Genomic DNA, 21685 nt, shown 5'->3' with positions numbered 1-21685 from the left:
CCTCGATTAACGGGTGGTGTGCGCGTTTATGCGTGAATAAAACACAAAAGGCCCGTATTTACGGGCCTTTTTTTTATCTTTTTGCAGTCGGAGAGTGGCAAAAATGAGTTTAGCGGAACTGGGCACAACCCCAGGCAAAGTCGAAACAATTGAGCAGGTTGGGCATTACATCGACGACCCTCTTGCAGCCTTCGCACACATTTGTGCCGAACGTCCTAATGCGTTGTTATTAGAGTCGGCAGAAATCGATTCGAAAGACGATTTACAAAGTTTATTAATGGTACAAGCGGCTTTACGCCTAGAGTGCACTGGAAACCGCGTTGACGTAAAAGCCCTTACGGAAAACGGCGCTTCCGTGTTGCCAATATTTAAATCTCAGTGCCCTGATGGGGTAACATGCGTTGACAGTACCGACACATCGGTCACCTTATTATGTGAACCTGCTGATGCGCAGTTAGATGAAGATAGCCGTTTAAAGTCTGCCAGCGTAATGGATACCTTGCGTATTATCGTGAAAAAAATCACGCCTATTCGTCAACATCCCCACGCGCTTTTTTTGGGCGGTGTATTTGCCTATGACATGCTCGCGGGATTTGAATCGCTTCCTCATGTAGAAGATGGCGATAATGATTGTCCAGATTTCGTTTTTTACTTGGCTGAAACGCTTATTACGGTAGATCACCAAACTCGCGAAACCCACTTGATTGGAAGCGTGTTTAGTGGCGAAGACGTAGCCCAGCAATACTTTGGAATTTCCCAGCGCTTAGAATCATTGCACCAGCAATTGCAATCTATGCCTGAGACACCTACTTTAACTTCTGGCGCAGGTATTGATGACGCTGTTATCGGTGGAGACATTTCGGTAAACGTAGATAAAAGTGATGAAGAATTCTGTGACAATGTGCTTGAGTTAAAACAGCACATTCTTGCAGGGGATATTTTCCAAGTAGTGCCTTCACGTACATTCTCACTGCCTTGCCCTTCTCCGCTTCTAGCTTATGCGCATTTAAAAGAACAAAACCCCAGCCCTTATATGTTCTATATGCAAGATGAAGCCTTTACTATATTTGGTGCTTCACCAGAGTCTGCACTTAAATATGAAAGCGAAAGCAACCAAGTCGAAATTTACCCCATTGCTGGTACTCGCCCTCGCGGCAAACGCCCTGACGGCACAATTAATCACGATTTAGACAGTCGTATTGAACTTAACTTGCGTGAAGACAACAAAGAGAAGTCTGAGCACATCATGCTGGTCGACTTAGCGCGAAACGATGTGGCAAAAGTAAGTCGCCCGGGAAGCCGCTTTGTTAAAGACTTATTGAAAGTAGACCGCTACTCTCATGTTATGCACCTTGTTTCCCGTGTTGTTGGCCAACTTCGTGACGATTTAGATGCGCTACATGCTTATCAAGCGTGCATGAACATGGGCACCTTAGTGGGTGCGCCGAAAGTGAGTGCCGCTACGCTGATTCGTGAAGTAGAACAAAAACGTCGTGGTAGCTATGGCGGCGCAGTAGGCTATATAAACGGACAAGGTGACATGGATACCTGTATTGTTATTCGCTCGGCATTTGTGAAAAACGGCCGTGCTTTCATTCAAGCAGGCGCTGGAGTGGTTTACGACTCTGCCCCACAAGCTGAAGCCGATGAAACCCGTGCAAAAGCGCAAGCGGTTATTAGCGCGGTTACCGCAGCACTCAAAGCGGAAGCGGAGACTCAAGCATGAGTATGACTATGAGCAACAAAACCACCCTATTCTTACTCGATAATGTCGACTCTTTTACCTATAACTTGGTAGATGAATTACGTGCGCTTGATTTAGAAATAAACGTATATCGCAACACTGTGTGCGCAGATATGTTATTTGAAAAAATGCTAGAACAAGCCACCAAAAGCCCAGTTTTGCTAATGCTGTCGCCAGGCCCTGGCGCACCAAGCGAAGCGGGTTGTATGCCGGCTTTACTTGAAAAAGTAGCAGGTACTTTTCCGGTACTGGGTATTTGCTTAGGCCATCAAGCCATTGTTGAATATTATGGCGGTACTGTAGGCCGCGCCACGCAAGTTATGCATGGTAAAAGCTCTGCCATCACCCATTCAGAAAAAGACATGTTTACCGACTTACCACAGCCATTACATGTAGCTCGCTATCATTCGTTAGCCGCACAAACACTACCTGACGCCCTTGAACCCTGTGCGTCTTGTGTTAACGATGATGGAACTGAAACCGTCATGGCCGTGTTTAACAAAACTGATAAAATGCTAGGCTTTCAATTTCACCCTGAGTCGATATTAACGGCCCAAGGTAGTGTGCTGCTGAAGCAAAGCATCGACTATTTAACGCAACAAGGATAAAGCCATGTTTGACGCTACTCCATTACTTGAAAAACTCATCAAACAATCGGCGCTGTCTCAAACCGAAGCTTACACGTTGTTCAACAGTATTATGCACGGTGAGCAAAACGAAGCCGTTATTGCCGCGGTGCTCACAGCACTAAAAATTAAACATGAATCTCCGGGTGAAATTGCTGGAGCAGCCAGTGCCATGGTTGCCAACGCCAAGCCATTCCCAGCACCAACCTATCCTTTTGCCGACATTGTTGGCACAGGTGGAGATGGTCATAACACCATTAACATTTCGAGCGCCGCAGGGGTGGTGGCAGCAGCATGTGGTGTGAAAGTGGCCAAACATGGCAACAGAAGTGTATCTAGTAAGTCTGGCTCTGCTGATCTGTTCAAACAATTCGGTTTAAACTTAGAAATTACACCGGAATTGTCGAGAAAATGCTTAGATGAAGCAAATTTCACATTTCTTTTTGCGCCGGTATATCACGCAGGCATGCGTTTCGCAGCCCCCGTCCGTGCTGCCCTGAAGACCAGAACCTTGTTTAACATACTGGGGCCACTTGCCAATCCAGCGGGCCCAACACATGGTGTGTTCGGCGTTTACTCCCCTGAACTGCTTGAACCTTACGCAAAAACCCTTATGCTTCTTGGCCAACATCGCGCCATGATTGTTCACGGCGATGGCTTAGATGAACTTGCTCTGCATGGTGAATCTCTTATTTACGATCTTGAGCATGGTGACATTCGTAAGTTAACCGTCACCGCGGAAGACTTTGGCCTTTCCTCATACCCATTATCGGCCATTGAGGGCGGCGAGCCAGAAGAAAACAAGAAATACATTGAAGCTGCATTAGCCGGTGAAGGCCAAGAAGCCCATCGCGCTGCCATTGCAATGAACTGCGGCGCACTACTTAAAGTTACCGGTACCGCCGATTCATTTAAAGATGGCACCGAGATGGCCATGCAAGCAATGAAAGATGCAAAACCTTTGGCAGTATTAAACCAGGTTGCCAAAATCAGTCAGGAGGTCAGCACTGATGCCTAATGTGCTAGAAAAAATTGTTGCCGATAAACGCATTGAAGTTGATGCCAGAAAATCGGCTTTGCCGCTTGAAAGCTTTAAAGCAGATTTAGTGCCTTCGAACAAAAGCTTGTTTGATGCACTGAATGAACCGAATGCTGGCTTTATTTTTGAGTGCAAAAAGGCTTCCCCCTCAAAAGGGCTTATTCGCGAACATTTCGACCTAGACGAAATTCTAGCCGCATACACACCCTATGCGGCGGGCATTTCAGTACTTACTGACGAGAAGTATTTCCAAGGTAAATTTGAATATTTGGCCTACGTTACAGAACGTGTAGCACAGCCTGTATTAAACAAAGATTTCTTTATTGATACTTATCAGGTTTATTTAGCGCGTCATTACAATGCCGATGCCGTATTGCTCATGCTAAGCGTGTTAGACGATGTGCAGTATCGTGAACTTGCTACCGTAGCCAATAGCTTGTCGTTAGATATTCTTACTGAGGTAAGCAACGAAGAAGAGATGCGTCGCGCCATTGCTCTTGAAGCAAACATTATTGGTATTAACAACCGTAACCTGCGCGACTTATCAACCGATTTAGCCACCACAGAACACTTGGTACCTATGCTGGAAAGTGCCACACACGACTTTGTGGTAATTTCAGAATCGGGTATTTATACCCATGAAGACGTATTGCGCTTAAGCCCGCTTTGTCAAGGCTTCTTGGTAGGCAGTGCACTTATGTCGCAAGCTAATTTGAAACGCGCCGTTCAAAGCTTAATTTACGGTTCGGTAAAAGTATGCGGGTTAACCAGTGTTGAACAGGCCCAACTTGCTTTTGAAAGTGGCGCGAGCATGGGCGGGCTAATTTTCGCTGAAAAATCACCTCGATTTGTGGCCGAATCAGTCGCAAAAGATATTGTAGAAACCGTTGAAGGCGATTACGTGGGCGTGTTTGTGAATCATGACATAGACCATGTTGCTAAGTTAGCTACAACGCTTTCGCTATCCGCCGTTCAATTACATGGCAGCGAAGATGCAACATATCGAGCAAAACTGAAAGACGCCCTGCCGTCACGTTGTGAAATATGGCAAGCCAAAGGCGTGAAAGGCGCTTTGCCTGAACAGCTACCTAAGTTATTAGAAGATGAAAATATCGATTATGTACTGCTTGATTGCCAAGTAGGTAATGCCAAGGGCGGTACAGGAGAAAGCTTCGATTGGGGATTGTTAGACAATATAGCCAACAAGCAAAAAATCATTCTAGCCGGTGGAATTAACGCAACCAACATTGCTCAAGGCATTGACGTGGGTTGTGCAACCATCGACATAAATTCAGGGGTAGAAAGTGCCCCAGGCGAAAAGTCGGCTGAAAAATTAGCCGAGCTATTTTCAATTTGTCGCCGCTATTAACACTTAGGACAACGCATGAATCAATTAGATACAAAATTTGGAGAGTTCGGTGGCATGTATGTGCCAGAGCTACTTATTCCTGCACTGGACCAACTAGAAAAAGCGTTTCTAGATGCGAAAGATGATCCTAGCTTCAACGAAGAGTTTTTGGGGTTATTAAAAGATTACGCAGGCCGCCCAACAGCAATGACGCTAACCCGCAACTTGGTAAGCAACCCTAAGGTAAAATTATACCTTAAACGTGAAGACTTACTTCACGGTGGTGCCCATAAAACTAACCAAGTACTGGGTCAGGCGTTATTAACAAAACGTATGGGCAAAACCGAAGTTATTGCCGAAACGGGCGCCGGTCAACACGGTGTTGCTACAGCGTTAGCATGCGCATTATTAGGCTTAAAAGCCCGTATTTATATGGGTGCAAAAGATGTTGAGCGTCAAGCGCCTAACGTCTTCCGTATGAAACTAATGGGTGCAGAAGTTATTCCTGTAAACGCTGGCTCAGGCACACTTAAAGATGCGGTAAACGAAGCCATGCGTGACTGGTCTGCTAATTACGATACCGCGCATTACCTGCTAGGTACGGCAGCGGGCCCTCATCCATTCCCCACTATTGTACGTGAATACCACCGTATGATTGGCGAAGAAACACGTGCACAAATTCTAGAAAAAGAAGGCCGTTTACCAGATGCTGTTGTGGCCTGTGTAGGTGGTGGTTCTAATGCTATTGGTATGTTTGCTGATTTCATCGACGAACCCTCTGTACGCCTTGTAGGTGTTGAACCTGCAGGTAAAGGGATTCATACCAAAGAGCACGGCGCTACTATTGTGACGGGTACTAAAGGTATATTGCACGGTGCGTACACTTTCATCATGCAGGACCAAGAAGGACAAATTGAAGAGAGCTATTCAGTTTCTGCCGGATTAGATTACCCAGCAGTTGGCCCTCAACATGCCTATTTAGCTGAAACTGGCCGTGCTGAGTACGTTGCCGCTACCGATGAAGAAGCGCTTAACGCGTTCCAATTGCTTGCACGTAAAGAGGGTATTATTCCCGCGCTTGAGTCTTCACACGCCCTAGCACACGCATTAAATATGGCCGACGAAGCAGAAGAAGAAACCATTATTGTGGTGAATTTATCTGGCCGTGGTGATAAAGATTTGGCTCACGTAACCAAAATTTTAGGGGACAAACTGTAATGGAAAGATATGCAGAAATGTTTGCGCGCCTAGACGCAAAAAATGAAGGCGCTTTTGTTCCTTTCGTGATGATAGGCGACCCTGATTTAGCACAATCTGAAGCGATTATTTGCCAATTGGTTGAAAGTGGTGCTGATGCGCTAGAGCTTGGTATTCCTTATTCAGATCCCATCGCCGATGGCCCTACTATTCAAGCGGCGAGTATTCGTGCGCACAAAAGCAACGTTACAGTAGCTAAATGTTTTGAATTATTGGCGCGCGTACGCAGTAAGTACCCACAAGTCCCTATTGGTTTACTTCTATACAGCAACCTAGTGATGGCACAGTCTATCGATGGCTTTTATAAAAAAGCCAGCGATGCAGGGGTAGATTCTATTTTGGTTGCTGATGTGCCTATTCGTGAAGCAGCACCATTCCAAAAAGCGGCTGATGCTAATGGAATATCACAAATTTTGATAGCTCCGCCGAATGCGACCGATGAAACCATGGAAAAAATTGGTGAGTATTCGAAAGGCTATACGTACTTGTTAGGTAGAGCTGGGGTAACTGGCGCTGAAACTGCTGTAGAAATTCCTGCCGCTGAGTTGATTGCACGACTAACGGCACATAAATGTGCACCGCCACTACTTGGATTTGGTATTTCTACGCCAGCACAAGTAAAGTCGGCCATTGATGCTGGTGCAGCGGGCGCTATTTCTGGTTCTGCTACAGTGAACCTGATTGCAGCAAACTTAGACAACAACGATGCTATGCTAAGTGCATTGGGTGAGTTTGTGCAGTCTATGAAAGCCGCTACTGCTAAGGGTTAAGGAGTCATTATATGCTTTATATGATTTGTGCTACCGATGTGGCAAACAGTTTGGAAAATCGTTTAGCGGCCCGCCCTGCGCATTTAGCACGTTTAAATGCGTTAAAAGATGAAGGTAGGTTAGTTATAGCTGGCCCCTTCCCTGCTATCGACAGCCCGGATCCTGGCCCAGCAGGGTTTACAGGTTCATTGGTGGTTGCAGAATTTGAATCGCTAGAAGCGGCACAAGCTTGGGCAGATGCTGACCCGTATATTGAAGCGGGTGTTTACGAAAGTGTAATTGTTAAACCTTACAAGAAAGTGCTTCCTTAGCGGTCACGCTCAGCGGTTATCGACCTGTACCTACTCTACGTTTTGTTGTAACTAGCAAAGGTACAGTAGCAATCGTGATGTTAACTGACTCGGCCTCATGAATAGCCAGCGTCAATTGAGCACTCAACTTGATTACCGCTCATAAAAAAGCCTGAGAGAAATGCTAACGCATTCCTTTCAGGCTTTTTTGTGTGCGAATCTAAATTGGAGAATCTGAATTGGACACACACTCCAATTACGTTTTCCACTGACTAAACCTAAATTGGACACACACTCATGTTCTGGCAAATTCCGACACTCGAAAACATTTTTAATTTAGGACAGACACTCCAATGATGTCTTCGGCTAACTGAATGCTAGAGTCTAAATTGTAGAGTCTAAATTGGACACACACTCATATTCTGGCAAATTCAGACACTCGAAAACATTTTCAATTTAGGACAGGCACTCCAATGATGTCTTCGGCTAACTGAATGCTAGAGTCTAAATTGGACACACACTCATTTGAGCATTCTAGCTACAAAGTCACTTTATCGTGTTCGCCCATTTCATCAGGTGAAATGGTTTTGCCGGTCATCAATTTAAACATTCCTTTAAGGGATGGGTCAGCCTCCCAAATCTCGGCATCCGCCAAATTAAATCGCAGCATGAGTAAATTCGGATCGTCCTTACCTTTCTCGTACCAAGCTTCTACGCCGTTAGACCAATACTTGTCGATAATATCTTGACGAGTTTCCTGAACTAATGTTCCGCGAATACATGCGAACACGTCATGCCCTTTTGATGAAAACTGTACCATGGCTTCGCCACCTTCAGCGATGCGATTATCTTTTGTGGTGTAAAACCAAAACTCGCTATTAGCATGCTTATCGAGCTGGGCACGCATTGGTTCAGCGTGCGTGTTTTTACTAGTAAGGCTTACCATTACATTTGGACTGCTAGACATAGCTTCCCACATTGCCGTTTTAATATCGTGCGACATATTGCCTCCGTTGCATACATTTGAATAAACTTACCCAATTACAATTCACACTACGTGCCAGAAAATCTCTAGACGCTACAGGCCAGGCCACATAGGGGCTGAATAGGCAGAGTTCTTTGTGAAAGAGTAAAACTCTTGCTACTACTACCTATAACCTGTTCACTCTTGCGGTAAGTTTTTCACACCGACTAAGATTGGACACACACTTAAATTCGAAAGAAAAGTTAGACACTCTCTTTAATTTAAGCCCATTTATTCTTAGCCCTTCATATTGGACAGTCACTCAAGTACGAGTATCTTTTGTCACCCGAAAAGTTGAAATTGGAGTGTGTGTCCAATCTAGTACCTTGTTGAATTGCTTGTAAACTTAAGTGACTGTCCCACATTCATAACCTCATTAGCCCTTAACATCATTCTTGTTATCGCTTTATGTACACGCACTATTTGGCAAGGTAGACTTACACAGATATTCAGTAATGGTTCAGCTCCGGTCTCTATACTAGGTTCCTATCGGGCTTTGCCTGCTTTTTTGGTGAGGATATATGGTGAATACACTTCGCGCTGTGGCTTTAGTGCTAACACTGTTTATGTGCAGTGGTGGTAGTGCCTTCGCGCAGCAGGAAAAAAGTGGTGAATTAAGTAAAAGCCAAGCTGTAGAACGTGCCCGTCAGGCAGAATCTGGACGTGTGCTTCGTGTAAGCCAGACTAACCAAAAATACCGCGTTAAAGTTTTAAAGGAGTCGGGGCGAGTTGTTTCTGTTGATGTAGACAAGCGCTCTGGAAAAGTGAAGACCTCTAAGAAGAATTCAAAGGATTAACATGCGGATACTCATTGCTGAAGACGACAGCCGCCTTCTAACCCAGCTTGATAGCCTATTACAGCAACACGGCTACAGTGTAGATTTGGCCGACAATGGCGAGCACGCGCTTTATCTACTCAATGAGTATGCTTACGACCTAGCTATTATTGATATCGGCCTACCTAAAATGGATGGCTTCGAAGTTATTCGAAATGCAAGGCAAGAAGACATACGCTGCCCCGTACTTATTTTAACCGCTCGTGATCGCTGGCAGGAAAAAGTTGAAGGTTTGGATGCAGGAGCGGATGATTACCTTACCAAACCTTTTCACAATGAAGAATTGCTGGCAAGGGTTAAGGCACTGATTCGCCGCGCCTCTGGCCAAGCAAATCCTGTTATACAGTTCGGCCCTATCTCGCTGGACACGGTCGCTGAAGAAATCACTGTAAATGATGCCCCCCTCGAGTTGACTGCGTACGAATACAAAGTCATGGAATACTTAATGCTGAACCCGCAAAAAGTAGTCTCGAAAACAGAGTTAACAGAGCATATTTACGATCAAGATTTTGATCTTGATAGTAACGTCATTGAAGTTTTTGTTGGCCGATTGCGTAAGAAGCTAGATCCAGAAAATAGCTTTAAACCCATTGAAACTCTACGCGGACGTGGGTATAGGATCAACCGCAATCTATGAAACAACTGTCGCTGAGAATAAGGAGCATTTTATTAGCGATGGGCGTACTTGCCCTATTTGCACCGCTTACTGTGGTTATTTTAGATGACGCCTATACCACAAGCTTAACCCAAGCCAAAATGAGTGAACTTAGACTCATGAACCTAGGGTTACTCTCGGCTTTCGAGCTAGATGACGACATTCCCTTTATGCCAGAGATTTTATACGAGGAGCAACTTAACTTGCCTGGCTCTGGCTATTTGGGTGTGATTGTTTTTCGCGGTCACGTAGTGTGGCAGTCGGCTTCAGCATTAGATTACACATTGCCTGCCCCGAATTTAAACGTGAACGTGGGTAACGAGCTCTTTGTTGAATCGTATATAGCCAATTTCGACAATGATACCGATTATTTCGCCTACGCTTTTACGGCTGAATTTGCCTCAGAAAGCAACTTCGAGCCAGTTCGTTTTTATATTTTTAATAATAAACACCTGTTTAATGAAGAGCGCGAAACTTTTATATCGGTGGTCTGGCGTTGGTTGCTTATCTTATCCGGCGGTTTGCTTGTGTTAATAATTGTGGGCATCAGCCTTGTGCTAATGCCAGTAAGAAAGCTTATTAGCGAAATTTCACTTACCTCTAGCGGACAGAAACAACAGCTTGACGCCCACTACCCTGTTGAATTTAACCCATTGAAACAGTCAATCAACGAACTGATTGAATCTGAATCTCAGCAGCGTGCTCGTTATAAAAACAGCTTAGGTGACCTTGCTCATAGTTTAAAAACACCACTGGCTGTAGCTTTAGGGGTTGAAAAGCTTCCCAAACAAGCCGTTGAATCTTTAAATCAAATTGACCAAATTATTCAACGCCAATTAAAACGTGCTAGTGCTGGTAAGACGGGGTGGCAAGCGGCTATTCCTCTGTTACCTATCACACAAAAAGTGGCTAACGCTATGGATAAGGTATATCAGCATAAGCAATTATCGATAACAATTGAAGCCATCAACAATGTCGCCATAAAAGCCGACGAAACCGATATTATGGAAATGGTAGGTAATCTGTTAGATAACGCCTGTAAGGCTGCTGACTCAAAGGTATTAGTTGCACTGAAAAACGAAGGAAATTGGGCTGTGTTGACCATTGATGATGATGGCCCCGGCGTACCTTCAGATAAGAAACAAGCCCTGTTAGAGCGTGGAACCCGATTAGATACTTACGCCGACGGGCAAGGCATAGGCATGGCTCTAGTCAGCGACCTTATTGCCATCTACCAAGGTAAACTACTTATCGAACGCGCGCCTATTGGCGGCGCTCGCTTTATTGTGAAGTTTCCGGTTTAAGCTTTCCCTTTTTTATCGCCCGCGCTAGACAATAACACCGCAAGCCATTGGCTCTCCTCTCGAGACTCTAATGCTATTTTCACCACCATAGTAAGAGGTACAGAGAGTAGCATTCCCACCGTACCCAATAACCATCCCCAGAAGATTAAAGACAGAAAAACCACCAAAGTAGATAACCCCATGCCTTTACCCATCAGCCTTGGTTCTACCATATTTCCCATAATTGTATTAACTAAAACAAAACCTAACGCCGCCATGCCTGCTGAAGCTAACCCATATTGAACAAAAGCAATAAGTACTGCTGGTAAGGCAGCAATTATTGAGCCTATGTTAGGGATGAAGTTCAACATGAATGCCAATACCGCCCACAAGAGGAAATGGTCTATTCCCATCACATAAAGCCACGTACCGATAATTAACCCAGTACCCAAACTCACCAAGGTTTTAATAGCCAAATAGCTATTTACAGAACGAATGAAACGGTCGATGTGTTTTAATTTCATGTCGGGGTCTGACAATGCAATGTGCAGTCGTTTTGGAATGCTGTCTGCCTCAAACAACATAAAAATAACCGTTAGCAATATAAGGAATAAGTTCGACAATACGCCGCCCATACCACTAATAAAATTGGTCGCTACCGACATCGCGGTGGCAGGATCTAAGTGGGTAGCAATCAGTTCTTGGTTAACGTTAATATTGTATTGTGCGAGCTTTTCTATAATCCACGAAAATTCGGTATCGAGCTGTTCCCTATATTGTGGAAGATTTTCTCTAAATTCCGTCATAGACTGTCCTACTAGACCAGCAAGAAGAAATCCAAAGACTAAAATTATTAGTATTACTAAAGTAATAGAAAGCCATTTAGGTACACCAAAACGTCCGGTCCAATGAATTATTGGGCTACACGCAATAGCGATAAATATTGATAAGAAAAAAGGTACCATAATCGTACTAGCGGACTTTATCCCCGCCATCACAACGACTAAACATGCGAGGACAATAAGTACTTTCGCTATGGGTGAGCGCAATTCCATGGACATTTTTATGCTTCATTCCTAATAAAAAACTCAGACACTTTACAGTGACTTATACATAACTACAAATACGAGAATACAATGACCTTCAACTTAGCCACAATTAAAATTAAAAACCTGAGATTGAGAACTTATATTGGTATTAACGAAAATGAAATCACCAACAAACAAGACGTTATCGTTAATGTGAAGATTGATTACGATGCCCAAAGAGCGACGGACAGCGACAATATGGAAGACGCGCTAAACTATAAGGTGATTACCAAGGCCATTATCAAGCTGGTTGAGGACAACCGATTTTCATTGCTCGAAAAGCTCACCGCCGACGTATTAAGCTTGGCTGCTGAACACTCATCAGTACGTTACGCCGAAGTTGAGGTGGATAAGCCGCATGCATTGCGATTTTCTGATTCGGTGTCGCTAACGCTTTCGTGCAATAAAACCGGCTGATTGTTTTTTGCGCGACATTTGATAAGCACTTTTATAGTCATTCTTATAGGCACATTGTATGAAAATTTTAATGTCAGGCGGCACTGGCCTCATTGGTAGCGCGTTTATTGAAAAGTTTAAAGGCGAGCATCAGTTTACTGTCATAACAAGAGCCCCAAAAAAAGCTAAGCACCTGCTGGGTAGCAATGTAGCGTTTGTTTCAGATGTGAGTGACATTGATGATATTGGAATTTTCGATGCTATCATCAATTTGGCTGGCGAACCCATTGCCGACAAACGTTGGACAGACACGCAAAAGCAAAGAATTTGCGATAGTCGATGGGATATTACTTCTAAACTTGTCGCGAAAATCAATAGTGCCGGCACCCCACCACCTGTATTTATTTCTGGTTCGGCCATCGGTTTTTATGGCAGTAAAGGTAGTGTTGATGTTACCGAGCAAACGCCCCCTCATGAAGAGTTCACACACGACCTTTGTGCCAAATGGGAGGCTATCGCTACCTCTGTCGCCCGCGACGAAACGCGGGTTTGTACGCTAAGAACCGGTGTAGTGTTAGCTGAAAATGGCGGAGCACTAGAGAAAATGGCACTGCCCTTCAAACTAGGATTAGGCGGCAAAATAGGAAATGGCGAACAGTATTTATCGTGGATCCACATTGAGGACATGGTGTCAGCTATTGCTTACCTACTTGAACATGATAGTTGCCATGGGCCGTTCAACCTTACGGCTCCATCTCCTACAACTAATAAAGACTTCTCCCACACATTAGCGGCAACGCTTTCAAGGCCCTGCTTGTTTACCGTTCCAGGCTTTGTATTAAAAATAGCGATGGGTGAATCGTCTGATATGATTTTAAAAGGGCAAAAGGTGCTCCCTGAAAAGCTCGTAACCTCAGGCTACACGTTTGCTTACCCTACTTTGCAAGGGGCGTTGGATGCAATTTATAAGCACTGACGTTCGGAAGCAAATACAGGATTGGACACACACTCGAACTTGAACTTGAACCAACCGGCTTTATGGGACACAGAACGAAATTGGACACACACTCAAAGTTAAGTGTGTGTCCAACATTTAATCGCAACATTTAATCGAGTGACTCGTACGACTATTTGTACCGACTTCAGATACTCACTTGAGTGACTGTCCGATTTATTTTTGTACTTATTTTCGAGTGACTGTCCCTTTCATCCCGCTTTCATCTCCCTTACGCTTTAAAACGGTCTTTCCTAACTTTCAACAGCTATACATCCTTTAGACCATCTTCCTAAGCAGTGCCGAAGTATTTAAGGTAAGTAACCGCCAGCAGCCAATTGCACCTAAAGCACCCACCACAATTGCCCCGACAATCGGTGCAATTACCCAATACTCTAAGTGAAGACTTGCAGTCATTTGAAACACGTTGGTTTGCAGCATAAACAAGCTGAGCTCATTGGCGAGCGCTGCCATGAAACCTGCAACAACACCTATGATGACAAACTCGAACACCACGCTTTTGCGAATTAAACTGCCTTTCGCCCCAAGCGTTCTTAAAATAGCCAGCTCTTGTCGTCTTTCATCCATGCTAGCTTGAACCTGGGCTATTAACACTAAACTGCCTGCTACAAGCACCAGCACTAAGATAAACTCAATGGCCACCGACACTTGATTAACAATATCTCTTAGCTGATTAATTCGCGCATCAACATCGAACATGGTGATAGACGCAAATGGCTTTAACAACGTGGTTAGTTGTGATTTCTGCGCTTCGGGTAAATAGAAGCTGGTGATGTAAGTAGGATTGAATGACGCCATGGCCTCAGGTTGAATAACAAAGAAAAAGTTAGGCTGCATGGTTTGCCAGTTCACTTTTCTAAAACTTGTTACCTTAGTTTTAACGATTTCACTGCCCACATTGAATGTGAGCATATCGCCTAATTCAATACCAAGTCGCTCGCCTACATCGGTTTCAACTGAAACAGCGAATACGCCTTCGTCTAATGCATCAGGGTTGTCACCATGCCATGTACCACTGGTAATCTCGTTCTCTTTTTGTAACGAATTACTCCAAGTTAAATTCGCTTCACGTCCAAGTCCTTGTCTACCTTCAGTATTTGAATCTTCCTCTTTAGATACTTCGGTATTTACACTGTCATCATTCACTGCAACGAAGCGCCCTCGTATTACAGGATAGAACTCTTCGATGGTAATTCCGTTTGATTTGAAGTGTGTGTCCAATTCTGTTTTTTGATCGCCAGTGATATTAATCAAAAAGTAATTGGGTGTACCTTCTGGCAACTGAGAGCGCCACTGCGATACCATGTCGTTGCGCATAACCAATACAACTAGCAACAACATGATAGTGACTGAAAAACTAATCAGCTGAACACTATTTTCCATTGAACGGCGTTTAATTCGCGCCCAAGCAAGCTGCCAAGGCCCCATTTTTCCTGAGCCGAATTTACGTCCCGCTGCAATCAGCAAAAAGGTTGCGCCTAGCAGCCCCGCGACTAAAACCACGCCAGAGCCAAACAAAATAAGGCTGATCATCAAATCTTGGCTATAAATCCACATCAAGAGAAATATCGCACCGCCTGAGGCCACATACTGAATGGTCCGAGAACGTAAATTAGTGCTTAAATCACGCCTTAGCACACGCAGTGGAGGAATTGAAAACAACTGCATCAATGGATAAAGCGAGAACAATAACGAGCAGGTTGCCCCTGTGAAAACAGCGATTAGCACTGGCCGCCAATGCCAAATAGATAACGCCACATCAACTTGTTCAGCAACTAACCACACCACAACTTGCTGGCCAATGAAGCCCATTATTAATCCAATAATAATGCCTAGCCCAGTAATAAATAGAATTTGAAGAAGATAGATACGGCGAATGACTTGCTTTGTCGCACCGAGTGTTTTCATGATAGCGACAGGGTCGAAATGACGTTGACTGTAACGCTGGGCTGCCACCGCAATGGAAACCGCTGCAAGCACTATGGCAAGTAAACTCGCCAATAAAAAATACCGCTCAGCACTGGCTACCGAACGTCCAATGGCCGATTCGTCATCTTCAACGGTACGCCAATTATGTAAGTCATCTTGCAATTTAGGGCTGAGCCAGTCGTAAAAATTACTAATAACACTAGTTTCGCCTTCAAAATAGCCCACGTAACGTGCCCGACTGCCAGGCCCGGTTATAGCCGTTGCATCCAAATCGGACAGTCTAATCAAAGCGATTGGATCGGTGTTAAATACACTGAACCCTGCATCAGGTATATCAACCAACACTTTGGTTACAGTGAATTCAGCATCGCCTATTTCAATACTGTCTCCCAAACTAAGCTTCAGAGTTTGAAACAACAGAGACTGCAACCACACTTCGCCTGGCTTGGGCAAATCTGTTGCCGCTTCTTTTTGTCCAAAAGGTACATCAGCAATATTAACCGTGCCTTTCAGCGGATAATTCTCGTTTACAGCCCTAAGGTCCACCAATGACATTTCGTCACGATGAAAGACCATCGACCGAGTAGTCACCTGCTTTGCCGTGTTAAGCCCCCCATCTCGAGCCTGCTGAAACCAAGTTTCATCAATGGGTGTATCAGAGCGCAACTGTGCATCAGCTGCGATAAAAGCCGCTGAACGCTCTTTTAGCGCACCTTGCAATCGCTCACTAAATAACGACAGCGACAATACCGCGCCTACCGACAATACAATTGCCAACAAGATAATGGTAAGCTCTCCGCGCTTCGCCTCATGCCGAAACAATCGCCATGCCAAGGTCGATGTCATGCTCATTTATAGGGCCTCCATCTAAACAGCCTCTGAGCGCTGACGAGGCGATACTGGGGTCGACTCTGTCAAAACACCCGCCTGCATGGTTAACTGCCTGTCACACTTAGCGGCAAGCTCGTTATCGTGGGTAACAAGTACCAATGTTGTACCTTTCTCTCGATTGAGCGCGAAAAGGAGCTCTTCGACTTTGTGGCTGTTTGTTGCATCCAAGTTTCCAGTAGGCTCATCGGCAAATAAAATTTTAGGTGAAGTAATAAAAGCCCGCGCAATAGCAACTCGCTGTTGTTCACCACCTGAAAGTTGATTTGGGTAATGACTCGCGCGATGCCCAATGCCTACTTGTTCAAGAATCTTACTCGCCATCTGCTTAGGGTTATCTAAACCCGCAATTTCGGCTGGCAGCATTACGTTTTCAATAGCGGTTAAGCTTTGCACTAACATAAAGCTTTGAAAAATAAACCCTACTTTTTGCCCCCGAAGTACAGCGCGAGCCTCTTCATCCATGGTATGCAGTGGTTCACCATCAAGGTGAATTTCGCCTTTGGAAACTTCATCTAAGCCGGCCAACAGCCCCAACAGAGTAGATTTTCCTGAACCTGACGCACCAATAATGGCAACGGACTCACCGGACTTGACTTCAAAAGAGATAGGATGAAGGATCTCAAGCTTACCTTCGCTCGTATTTACAGACTTAGTTACTTTGGATGTTTTTATCATATAGGGGTCATTAATTCGTGATTTATCGTTTTCGCAGCGCCGTTTTGTTCACACTGCTTTTATTAATACCGTTATCTGCATTATCAGATCAGACCGATACCATCGTCCCCAATAATTCAGCTAAATTACTGATTCTAGGTGACAGCCTATCTGCTGCTTATGGGTTAGATCAACAAGAAGGTTGGGTGAGTTTGTTACAAAAACGCTGGCGTGACGAGAATATATCGATCGATATTGTAAATGCTGCGGTAAGCGGTGAGACCACTGATGGCGGTTTAGCTAGGCTTCCGAGGTTAATTGAACAACATACGCCAAGCCATATTTTAGTAGAACTTGGTGGTAATGATGGCCTGCAAGGGCACAGTATCAGTAAGATTAGGAACAACTTGAGCGCAATTGTTAGCATAGCAAAATCGGACAATACAACCGTTTTTGTGCAAGACATGCAGATACCCACTAATTACGGTAAACGCTATACACAAATGTTTAGCGACACTTTTGATACCGTGTCAGAGCAACATGAAGTTACAAAAATTCCTTTTTTTCTTGAGGACATAGCACTTCAAAAAGACTTGATGCAACGTGATGGTATTCACCCTAACGCAAAAGCTCAGCCTATGATTGTCGAATTTATGTTCGAAAAACTGACGCCTTTGATCATGAATAATCAATAACGTGTGCTATGCTCTTAAACTTAGAATGTAAATGCGAAAACAAGTAACAACTTAATTTGGAGATTGTTATGGACGTTTCATCATCAACGTCAACGCCAGTATCGAATGTACTTCAGTCGCCACAACAAGAACCTCAACGACAGGTTCAACAACGTGCTAGTCAGCAAACTGAAGTAAGTGCGCCCCAACAGACGCAACAAGCGGCTCCTGCCTCTGACAGTAGAGTGGGTTCCCGTATCGACACTTACGTTTAATTGAAAACCCGCCCTAAGCACAGTAGTTTATTACCGCATTTCCAGCATAATTATTTCCGAACCACTCGGAGATATGGAAATGCCGCTACCTCGTTACAAGCAAGTCAATTTAGAAGTTACACCCTACTATCACTGCACATCACGTTGTGTGCGGCAATCTTTCCTTTGTGGCGTTGATGCTATTACTGGCAAAAACTACAACCATCGCAGACAGTGGATTGTAGATAGACTTCATAGGCTCACGAAAACCTTCGCGATTGACTTGTGTGCCTATGCAGTAATGCACAATCATACCCATGTTGTGGTGCATATAGCGAAAGCGAGAGCTGAACACTGGAGCATGGATGAAGTGTTACTTCGGTGGAAGTCTTTTTATCGCTGCCCCTCATTAGTCCAACGGTATCTCGATGAAGAAAGTCGAGGTTCACTTTCTGAAGTAGAGCTTCAAAAAGTTGAAGAATTAAGCGAAATTTATCGGCATCGGCTATATAGCGTAAGTTGGTTTATGCGCCTGCTTAATGAATTTATTGCGCGAAAAGCTAACAAAGAAGATGAATGTACTGGATATTTTTGGGAGCGCCGATTTAAGAGCCAAGCAATATTGTCGGAGAATGCGCTAGCGGTAACCATGGCCTATACCGATTTAAACCCCATCCGAGCCGGTATAGCCAAAACATCAGAACAATCAAACTTTACCAGTATTCAATACAGAATTAACGCATTGAAAGTAAACAAAGTACCTGCTCGGCTTATGCCATTTAATGACCAAGTTCCGGTTAATGAAATAAGCCTACCTTTCAAATTGAGCGACTACTTAGTGCTTGTAGATGAAACCGGTCGCGTTATGCGACCAGACAAGAAGGGTGCTATCCCTCAGAAAATGAAGCCTATCTTGGACAGACTTAAACTCTCTAATAATTCATGGATTACCCTTTCAACCAAACTAGAAAGGAAATTTACAGGCCCTATTGGCTCTGCTGAGCGAATTTGCGTGTTTGCATCAGCTTGCGAATATGGCAGAAAACCCAACATAGCTAATGCCAGAAGATATCTTCAATAGACGTTTAGGTTTTAGTTTTTTTAAGCGACATCAACAAAACACCACGGTTGATATGTTTTAAATAGTCTAGTGTGAGGCTTGCCTGGCTAATACATCTACAATTTCTTGTGATTTTGATAATCGCCTGATGTCGTTAAACAATAATTCAGCTTCAGGGTACTGCCTTTTTAAATAGCCACACCACTGCTTTATTCGGTTTGGGTAGTATTTGCCCTTATCGCCGTAGATTTCGTAGCCCGAATAGCGGATAAGCAACGCGGCCACATCTTCCCATGCCATAGGCGGTTCGCCATCACGAATACACCTTGCTAGGTTTGGCATGGCAAGTGCCCCCCTACCTACCATTAAGTTGGTGCAGGCGGATTGCTCCTGGCAACGCTTGCCGTCTTCTTCATTCCATATTTCGCCATTGGCCACTAATGGAATATCGGTATTTTGCTTTATTTTAGCGATCCAATCCCAGTAAGCTGGCGGCTTATAGCCTTCCGTCTTTGTTCTGGCGTGCACAACTAGCTCAGATGCGCCCGCTTCGGTTATAGCGATAGCATTTTCTACGGCAAGAGATTTATCTTCAAATCCCAACCGAATTTTAGCTGATACAGGTTGTGAGGCTGGTACGGCATCACGAACCGCTTTTACGATGTCATACAAAGCTTGGGTTTCTTTTAACAGAACCGCCCCGCCTTTACTTTTATTGACGGTTTTTGCAGGGCAGCCAAAATTTAAATCTACACCCGGTGAACCCAAATCAACCGCAGTATGAGCATTTTCTGCCAGCCATTGTGGATGCTGCCCTAATAATTGCACGCGCACAGGCACGCCGTTAGGGGTTTTGCCGCCATTATGTAGTTCGGGACATAGTTTGTAGAAGGTTTTATTGGGAAGTTTTTGCTCCACTACTCTAACGAATTCAGTTACACACTGATCGAACCCACCCACATGAGTAAGCATATCTCGCATTAAATGGTCGACAACACCTTCCATAGGCGCCAGCATGATTTTCATAACTAAAATTTCGCTAAAAATGAGTGATTAAAATGGGCGCGAGAGTGTAGCAAAGTGCGGGTTATATGACCATGCTATTTAAGTGTCGAGCAGAGTTTGTGTACGTTTTTTTGACTGTCCGATTTTATACATATTAATGCGTTACTGGGAGAAATTTGAGTGACTGTCCAAATTTGAGTGACTGTCCAAATTTGAGTGACTGTCCAATCCTAACTTAGGTGTGTGTCCAACTTTTGTTGTTTGAGTGACTGTCCAACCTTAACTTGAGTGTGTGTCCAACTTTTGTTGTTCTAGGCGGGTGAGGATGTTTTGTTTTTGCTGTGTGCTGTAATTCGACCAGTTGGTAATTTCCTTGATGGTGCGCTTACATCCGGTGCATACATCGTCTTCGTCAAGTTTACAGTTGGCAATACAGAGTGAAACTATAGTCACTAATACTTGGCCTTAAGGTTTGGCTTATTACTGGCATTATCTTTAGCGACGGGAGAGGCATGTAACATAGCATCAATTACTTTTTGCGTAGGTTCTTTGGCGCTCCACATACAAAGATGCACACCGAACTTCGCATTTAAAAATGCGTCGAACTGGGTTTTATCTTCATAATCCCCCGTCACTAGTTGTTGTTTATAACCATCATAAATTAATGCAGAAAATGTAAACACGTAAGCCTCCTCATCGAGAAGGCTTAACTATACATCTAGACGTCTAAACATTCAAACATCTAAACGTCTATTTTATAAATTCCAACGCTGCGGTGATTACAGCCACTTGGGCAGCGTTACAATTTTCAGCCGTTGCATTAGCGCTATCAGGATAAACTTCTGTTGTGGTTACATAAGCTGCATCTGTCATTCCACCGCAAAGATACAATGCTTTTTTGTCGTAACAAATCACACCTTCAGACAGTAAGTCAGCACCTATAATTTTGCCACTTTCATCAGCAGGCGCGATATGAGTTATTTGCTTAACTGCATCAATAATAGCTTCCTGAAATTGTTTTTGTGGATTCTGGGTATTAGCCACCAGATAAAAGCCATCAGGAATATTCCAATTATCATGAGTCGTTGCATCTCTTGCTGCTAATGCAGGCCTAAACTCACTGTTGTCCGTATCAGTGGTTTCATGTAAATCGACATGCAATGAAAATGGTAAGTTCAACGATTCAACAAATGCCATTAGCTGGGCTGACTCAGGTGCCGGAGAATTAGGGTAAAATGAACGATTAGGATCTAACGCATACTGATCCCAACGATTGATAGTCTCATAACCCCAAGGGCTAACGCACGGTACGACAATGATGGTGAAATCTTCTGCGTAGTCACTTAATTTAGTATTGATAAACTGAAGCGCGCCCTGTACACCACTGGTTTCATACCCATGTACCCCTCCAGTAACTAGCACCGCAGGCTTGGTTGCATCAATATCTTTAGGCATACCTTCAGGAGTTACGGCATACAAAGGGTATCGAGACTCATCGTAAGGCAACGCGCCATACTGCTTTAATTCAAACCCTTCAGGAATACTGCCTAACTGCTTAAGCACTTCATCATTATACGAACGCTTAATCGTTTGGCGCTGTTTCCATTCTTCTTTCTCTTCTTCACCCCAAGGTTTTCCTGGCGTGCCGATAGGATAATTTTGCATAAATAACCTCTTTGTTAACACGGCTATATTATCAAGTTGGTATTAGTTTGTATGTGGAATATCGATAAGAACGGCAGGAATTAAGCTGTAGAAACGAAAAAGCCAACCCGAAGGTTGGCTTAACGATATGGCGTCCCCAAGGGGATTCGAACCCCTGTTACCGCCGTGAAAGGGCGGTGTCC

General features: G+C 44.2%; 23 protein-coding genes. 15 read left to right on the top strand and 8 right to left on the bottom strand.

All coding sequences use genetic code 11. From position 1 onward, the window contains the following. Positions 1-103: 103 nt before the first annotated feature. From AAC006_RS15100 to AAC006_RS15070, 7 genes are read left to right on the top strand one after another with little or no spacing between them, the layout of a single operon-like run. On the top strand, positions 104-1726 hold the full coding sequence (locus AAC006_RS15100) for an anthranilate synthase component 1 (RefSeq protein WP_126873935.1): 1623 nt from the start codon (positions 104-106) through the stop codon (positions 1724-1726). 8 nt (positions 1727-1734) lie between these two features. After that, positions 1735-2352 carry an aminodeoxychorismate/anthranilate synthase component II gene (locus AAC006_RS15095; protein WP_126873991.1) on the top strand — a complete coding sequence of 206 codons (618 nt, stop codon included), beginning with the start codon at positions 1735-1737 and terminating at the stop codon, positions 2350-2352. Between the two features lie 4 nt (positions 2353-2356). Then, positions 2357-3388 carry an anthranilate phosphoribosyltransferase gene (gene trpD / locus AAC006_RS15090; protein ID WP_126873936.1) on the top strand — a complete coding sequence of 344 codons (1032 nt, stop codon included), beginning with the start codon at positions 2357-2359 and terminating at the stop codon, positions 3386-3388. Continuing rightward, entirely contained in the window at positions 3381-4778 is a 1398-nt protein-coding gene (trpCF, locus tag AAC006_RS15085; RefSeq protein WP_013784784.1) for a bifunctional indole-3-glycerol-phosphate synthase TrpC/phosphoribosylanthranilate isomerase TrpF, read from the top strand. The genes trpD and trpCF overlap by 8 nt, the downstream gene beginning before the upstream one ends. Before the next feature lie 15 nt (positions 4779-4793). Continuing rightward, a complete protein-coding gene (trpB, locus tag AAC006_RS15080; RefSeq protein WP_013784785.1) occupies positions 4794-5975 on the top strand; it encodes a tryptophan synthase subunit beta in 1182 nt (393 codons plus the stop codon). Continuing rightward, entirely contained in the window at positions 5975-6784 is an 810-nt protein-coding gene (gene trpA / locus AAC006_RS15075; protein ID WP_013784786.1) for a tryptophan synthase subunit alpha, read from the top strand. The genes trpB and trpA overlap by 1 nt, the downstream gene beginning before the upstream one ends. A gap of 11 nt (positions 6785-6795) precedes the next feature. Beyond that, on the top strand, positions 6796-7095 hold the full coding sequence (locus tag AAC006_RS15070; protein WP_013784787.1) for a YciI family protein: 300 nt from the start codon (positions 6796-6798) through the stop codon (positions 7093-7095). Between the two features lie 517 nt (positions 7096-7612). Here AAC006_RS15070 and AAC006_RS15065 read toward each other — a convergent pair. After that, positions 7613-8077, bottom strand: coding sequence for a pyridoxamine 5'-phosphate oxidase family protein (locus tag AAC006_RS15065; protein ID WP_013784788.1), 465 nt, complete (start codon positions 8075-8077; stop codon positions 7613-7615). A gap of 542 nt (positions 8078-8619) precedes the next feature. On the opposite strand from AAC006_RS15065, the gene AAC006_RS15060 reads away from it, so the two are divergent. Genes AAC006_RS15060 through AAC006_RS15050 form a run of 3 tightly spaced genes read left to right on the top strand, consistent with a single transcriptional unit; the run spans position 8620 to position 10893 of the window. Continuing rightward, positions 8620-8895, top strand: coding sequence for a PepSY domain-containing protein (locus AAC006_RS15060; protein WP_013784789.1), 276 nt, complete (start codon positions 8620-8622; stop codon positions 8893-8895). A gap of 1 nt (position 8896) precedes the next feature. Beyond that, a complete protein-coding gene (locus tag AAC006_RS15055) occupies positions 8897-9571 on the top strand; it encodes a response regulator transcription factor (RefSeq protein ID WP_013784790.1) in 675 nt (224 codons plus the stop codon). After that, positions 9568-10893, top strand: a complete 1326-nt coding sequence (locus tag AAC006_RS15050) for an ATP-binding protein (protein ID WP_126873938.1) — start codon at positions 9568-9570, stop codon at positions 10891-10893. The genes AAC006_RS15055 and AAC006_RS15050 overlap by 4 nt, the downstream gene beginning before the upstream one ends. Here AAC006_RS15050 and AAC006_RS15045 read toward each other — a convergent pair. Next, positions 10890-11933 (bottom strand): AI-2E family transporter, encoded by a 1044-nt coding sequence (locus AAC006_RS15045; RefSeq protein WP_126873939.1) that lies wholly within the window; start codon positions 11931-11933, stop codon positions 10890-10892. The two genes, AAC006_RS15050 and AAC006_RS15045, sit on opposite strands and share 4 nt — an antisense overlap. A gap of 75 nt (positions 11934-12008) precedes the next feature. Between AAC006_RS15045 and folX the strand changes: the two genes are divergently transcribed. Together folX and AAC006_RS15035 are read left to right on the top strand one after the other, a co-directional pair. Beyond that, entirely contained in the window at positions 12009-12377 is a 369-nt protein-coding gene (folX, locus tag AAC006_RS15040; protein WP_126873940.1) for a dihydroneopterin triphosphate 2'-epimerase, read from the top strand. A 58-nt stretch (positions 12378-12435) separates the two neighbouring features. Then, positions 12436-13332, top strand: coding sequence for a TIGR01777 family oxidoreductase (locus AAC006_RS15035; RefSeq protein WP_013784794.1), 897 nt, complete (start codon positions 12436-12438; stop codon positions 13330-13332). Positions 13333-13629: 297 nt separating this feature from the next. On the opposite strand, the gene AAC006_RS15030 is transcribed toward AAC006_RS15035, so the two are convergent. Further along, complete coding sequence (locus AAC006_RS15030; protein ID WP_126873941.1) at positions 13630-16152, bottom strand: FtsX-like permease family protein; 2523 nt, start codon at positions 16150-16152, stop codon at positions 13630-13632. 15 nt (positions 16153-16167) lie between these two features. Beyond that, the gene (locus AAC006_RS15025) at positions 16168-16866 is read right to left on the bottom strand and encodes an ABC transporter ATP-binding protein (RefSeq protein ID WP_013784796.1); all 699 of its coding nucleotides are present in this window, start codon (positions 16864-16866) and stop codon (positions 16168-16170) included. Between the two features lie 17 nt (positions 16867-16883). On the opposite strand from AAC006_RS15025, the gene AAC006_RS15020 reads away from it, so the two are divergent. The 3 genes from AAC006_RS15020 (at position 16884) to AAC006_RS15010 (ending at position 18854) form a co-directional block, all read left to right on the top strand. Then, a complete protein-coding gene (locus AAC006_RS15020; protein ID WP_013784797.1) occupies positions 16884-17540 on the top strand; it encodes an arylesterase in 657 nt (218 codons plus the stop codon). A gap of 68 nt (positions 17541-17608) precedes the next feature. Then, positions 17609-17794: a hypothetical protein gene (locus AAC006_RS15015; protein WP_013784798.1), complete on the top strand. Its 186-nt coding sequence runs from the start codon at positions 17609-17611 to the stop codon at positions 17792-17794. Between the two features lie 79 nt (positions 17795-17873). Then, positions 17874-18854: a hypothetical protein gene (locus tag AAC006_RS15010; RefSeq protein WP_041452557.1), complete on the top strand. Its 981-nt coding sequence runs from the start codon at positions 17874-17876 to the stop codon at positions 18852-18854. Between the two features lie 66 nt (positions 18855-18920). On the opposite strand, the gene AAC006_RS15005 is transcribed toward AAC006_RS15010, so the two are convergent. The 4 genes from AAC006_RS15005 to AAC006_RS14990 form a co-directional block, all read right to left on the bottom strand. Then, on the bottom strand, positions 18921-19859 hold the full coding sequence (locus AAC006_RS15005) for a tRNA-dihydrouridine synthase (protein WP_126873942.1): 939 nt from the start codon (positions 19857-19859) through the stop codon (positions 18921-18923). A gap of 258 nt (positions 19860-20117) precedes the next feature. Beyond that, entirely contained in the window at positions 20118-20291 is a 174-nt protein-coding gene (locus AAC006_RS15000; RefSeq protein WP_126873943.1) for a DUF1289 domain-containing protein, read from the bottom strand. Next, positions 20291-20521: a hypothetical protein gene (locus AAC006_RS14995; RefSeq protein WP_126873944.1), complete on the bottom strand. Its 231-nt coding sequence runs from the start codon at positions 20519-20521 to the stop codon at positions 20291-20293. The genes AAC006_RS15000 and AAC006_RS14995 overlap by 1 nt, the downstream gene beginning before the upstream one ends. A 67-nt stretch (positions 20522-20588) precedes the next feature. Continuing rightward, the gene (locus AAC006_RS14990; protein WP_126873945.1) at positions 20589-21503 is read right to left on the bottom strand and encodes a M14 family metallocarboxypeptidase; all 915 of its coding nucleotides are present in this window, start codon (positions 21501-21503) and stop codon (positions 20589-20591) included. Positions 21504-21685 lie beyond the last annotated feature (182 nt).

The sequence above is a fragment of the uncultured Alteromonas sp. genome, from assembly GCF_963976965.1.
In the GTDB taxonomy this organism is placed as follows: Bacteria; Pseudomonadota; Gammaproteobacteria; order Enterobacterales; family Alteromonadaceae; genus Alteromonas; species Alteromonas naphthalenivorans.
Note: the sequence above shows the minus strand (reverse complement) of the source record. Positions and strands in the feature narration are given on the sequence as shown.

Coding starts and splice junctions, on each gene's coding strand:
- AAC006_RS15100 (WP_126873935.1), top strand. CDS start 104: ATGAGTTTAGCGGAACTGGGCACAACCCCAGGCAAAGTCGAAACAATT.
- AAC006_RS15095 (WP_126873991.1), top strand. CDS start 1,735: ATGAGCAACAAAACCACCCTATTCTTACTCGATAATGTCGACTCTTTT.
- trpD (WP_126873936.1), top strand. CDS start 2,357: ATGTTTGACGCTACTCCATTACTTGAAAAACTCATCAAACAATCGGCG.
- trpCF (WP_013784784.1), top strand. CDS start 3,381: ATGCCTAATGTGCTAGAAAAAATTGTTGCCGATAAACGCATTGAAGTT.
- trpB (WP_013784785.1), top strand. CDS start 4,794: ATGAATCAATTAGATACAAAATTTGGAGAGTTCGGTGGCATGTATGTG.
- trpA (WP_013784786.1), top strand. CDS start 5,975: ATGGAAAGATATGCAGAAATGTTTGCGCGCCTAGACGCAAAAAATGAA.
- AAC006_RS15070 (WP_013784787.1), top strand. CDS start 6,796: ATGCTTTATATGATTTGTGCTACCGATGTGGCAAACAGTTTGGAAAAT.
- AAC006_RS15065 (WP_013784788.1), bottom strand. CDS start 8,077: ATGTCGCACGATATTAAAACGGCAATGTGGGAAGCTATGTCTAGCAGT.
- AAC006_RS15060 (WP_013784789.1), top strand. CDS start 8,620: ATGGTGAATACACTTCGCGCTGTGGCTTTAGTGCTAACACTGTTTATG.
- AAC006_RS15055 (WP_013784790.1), top strand. CDS start 8,897: ATGCGGATACTCATTGCTGAAGACGACAGCCGCCTTCTAACCCAGCTT.
- AAC006_RS15050 (WP_126873938.1), top strand. CDS start 9,568: ATGAAACAACTGTCGCTGAGAATAAGGAGCATTTTATTAGCGATGGGC.
- AAC006_RS15045 (WP_126873939.1), bottom strand. CDS start 11,933: ATGTCCATGGAATTGCGCTCACCCATAGCGAAAGTACTTATTGTCCTC.
- folX (WP_126873940.1), top strand. CDS start 12,009: ATGACCTTCAACTTAGCCACAATTAAAATTAAAAACCTGAGATTGAGA.
- AAC006_RS15035 (WP_013784794.1), top strand. CDS start 12,436: ATGAAAATTTTAATGTCAGGCGGCACTGGCCTCATTGGTAGCGCGTTT.
- AAC006_RS15030 (WP_126873941.1), bottom strand. CDS start 16,152: ATGAGCATGACATCGACCTTGGCATGGCGATTGTTTCGGCATGAGGCG.
- AAC006_RS15025 (WP_013784796.1), bottom strand. CDS start 16,866: ATGATAAAAACATCCAAAGTAACTAAGTCTGTAAATACGAGCGAAGGT.
- AAC006_RS15015 (WP_013784798.1), top strand. CDS start 17,609: ATGGACGTTTCATCATCAACGTCAACGCCAGTATCGAATGTACTTCAG.
- AAC006_RS15010 (WP_041452557.1), top strand. CDS start 17,874: ATGCCGCTACCTCGTTACAAGCAAGTCAATTTAGAAGTTACACCCTAC.
- AAC006_RS15005 (WP_126873942.1), bottom strand. CDS start 19,859: ATGAAAATCATGCTGGCGCCTATGGAAGGTGTTGTCGACCATTTAATG.
- AAC006_RS14990 (WP_126873945.1), bottom strand. CDS start 21,503: ATGCAAAATTATCCTATCGGCACGCCAGGAAAACCTTGGGGTGAAGAA.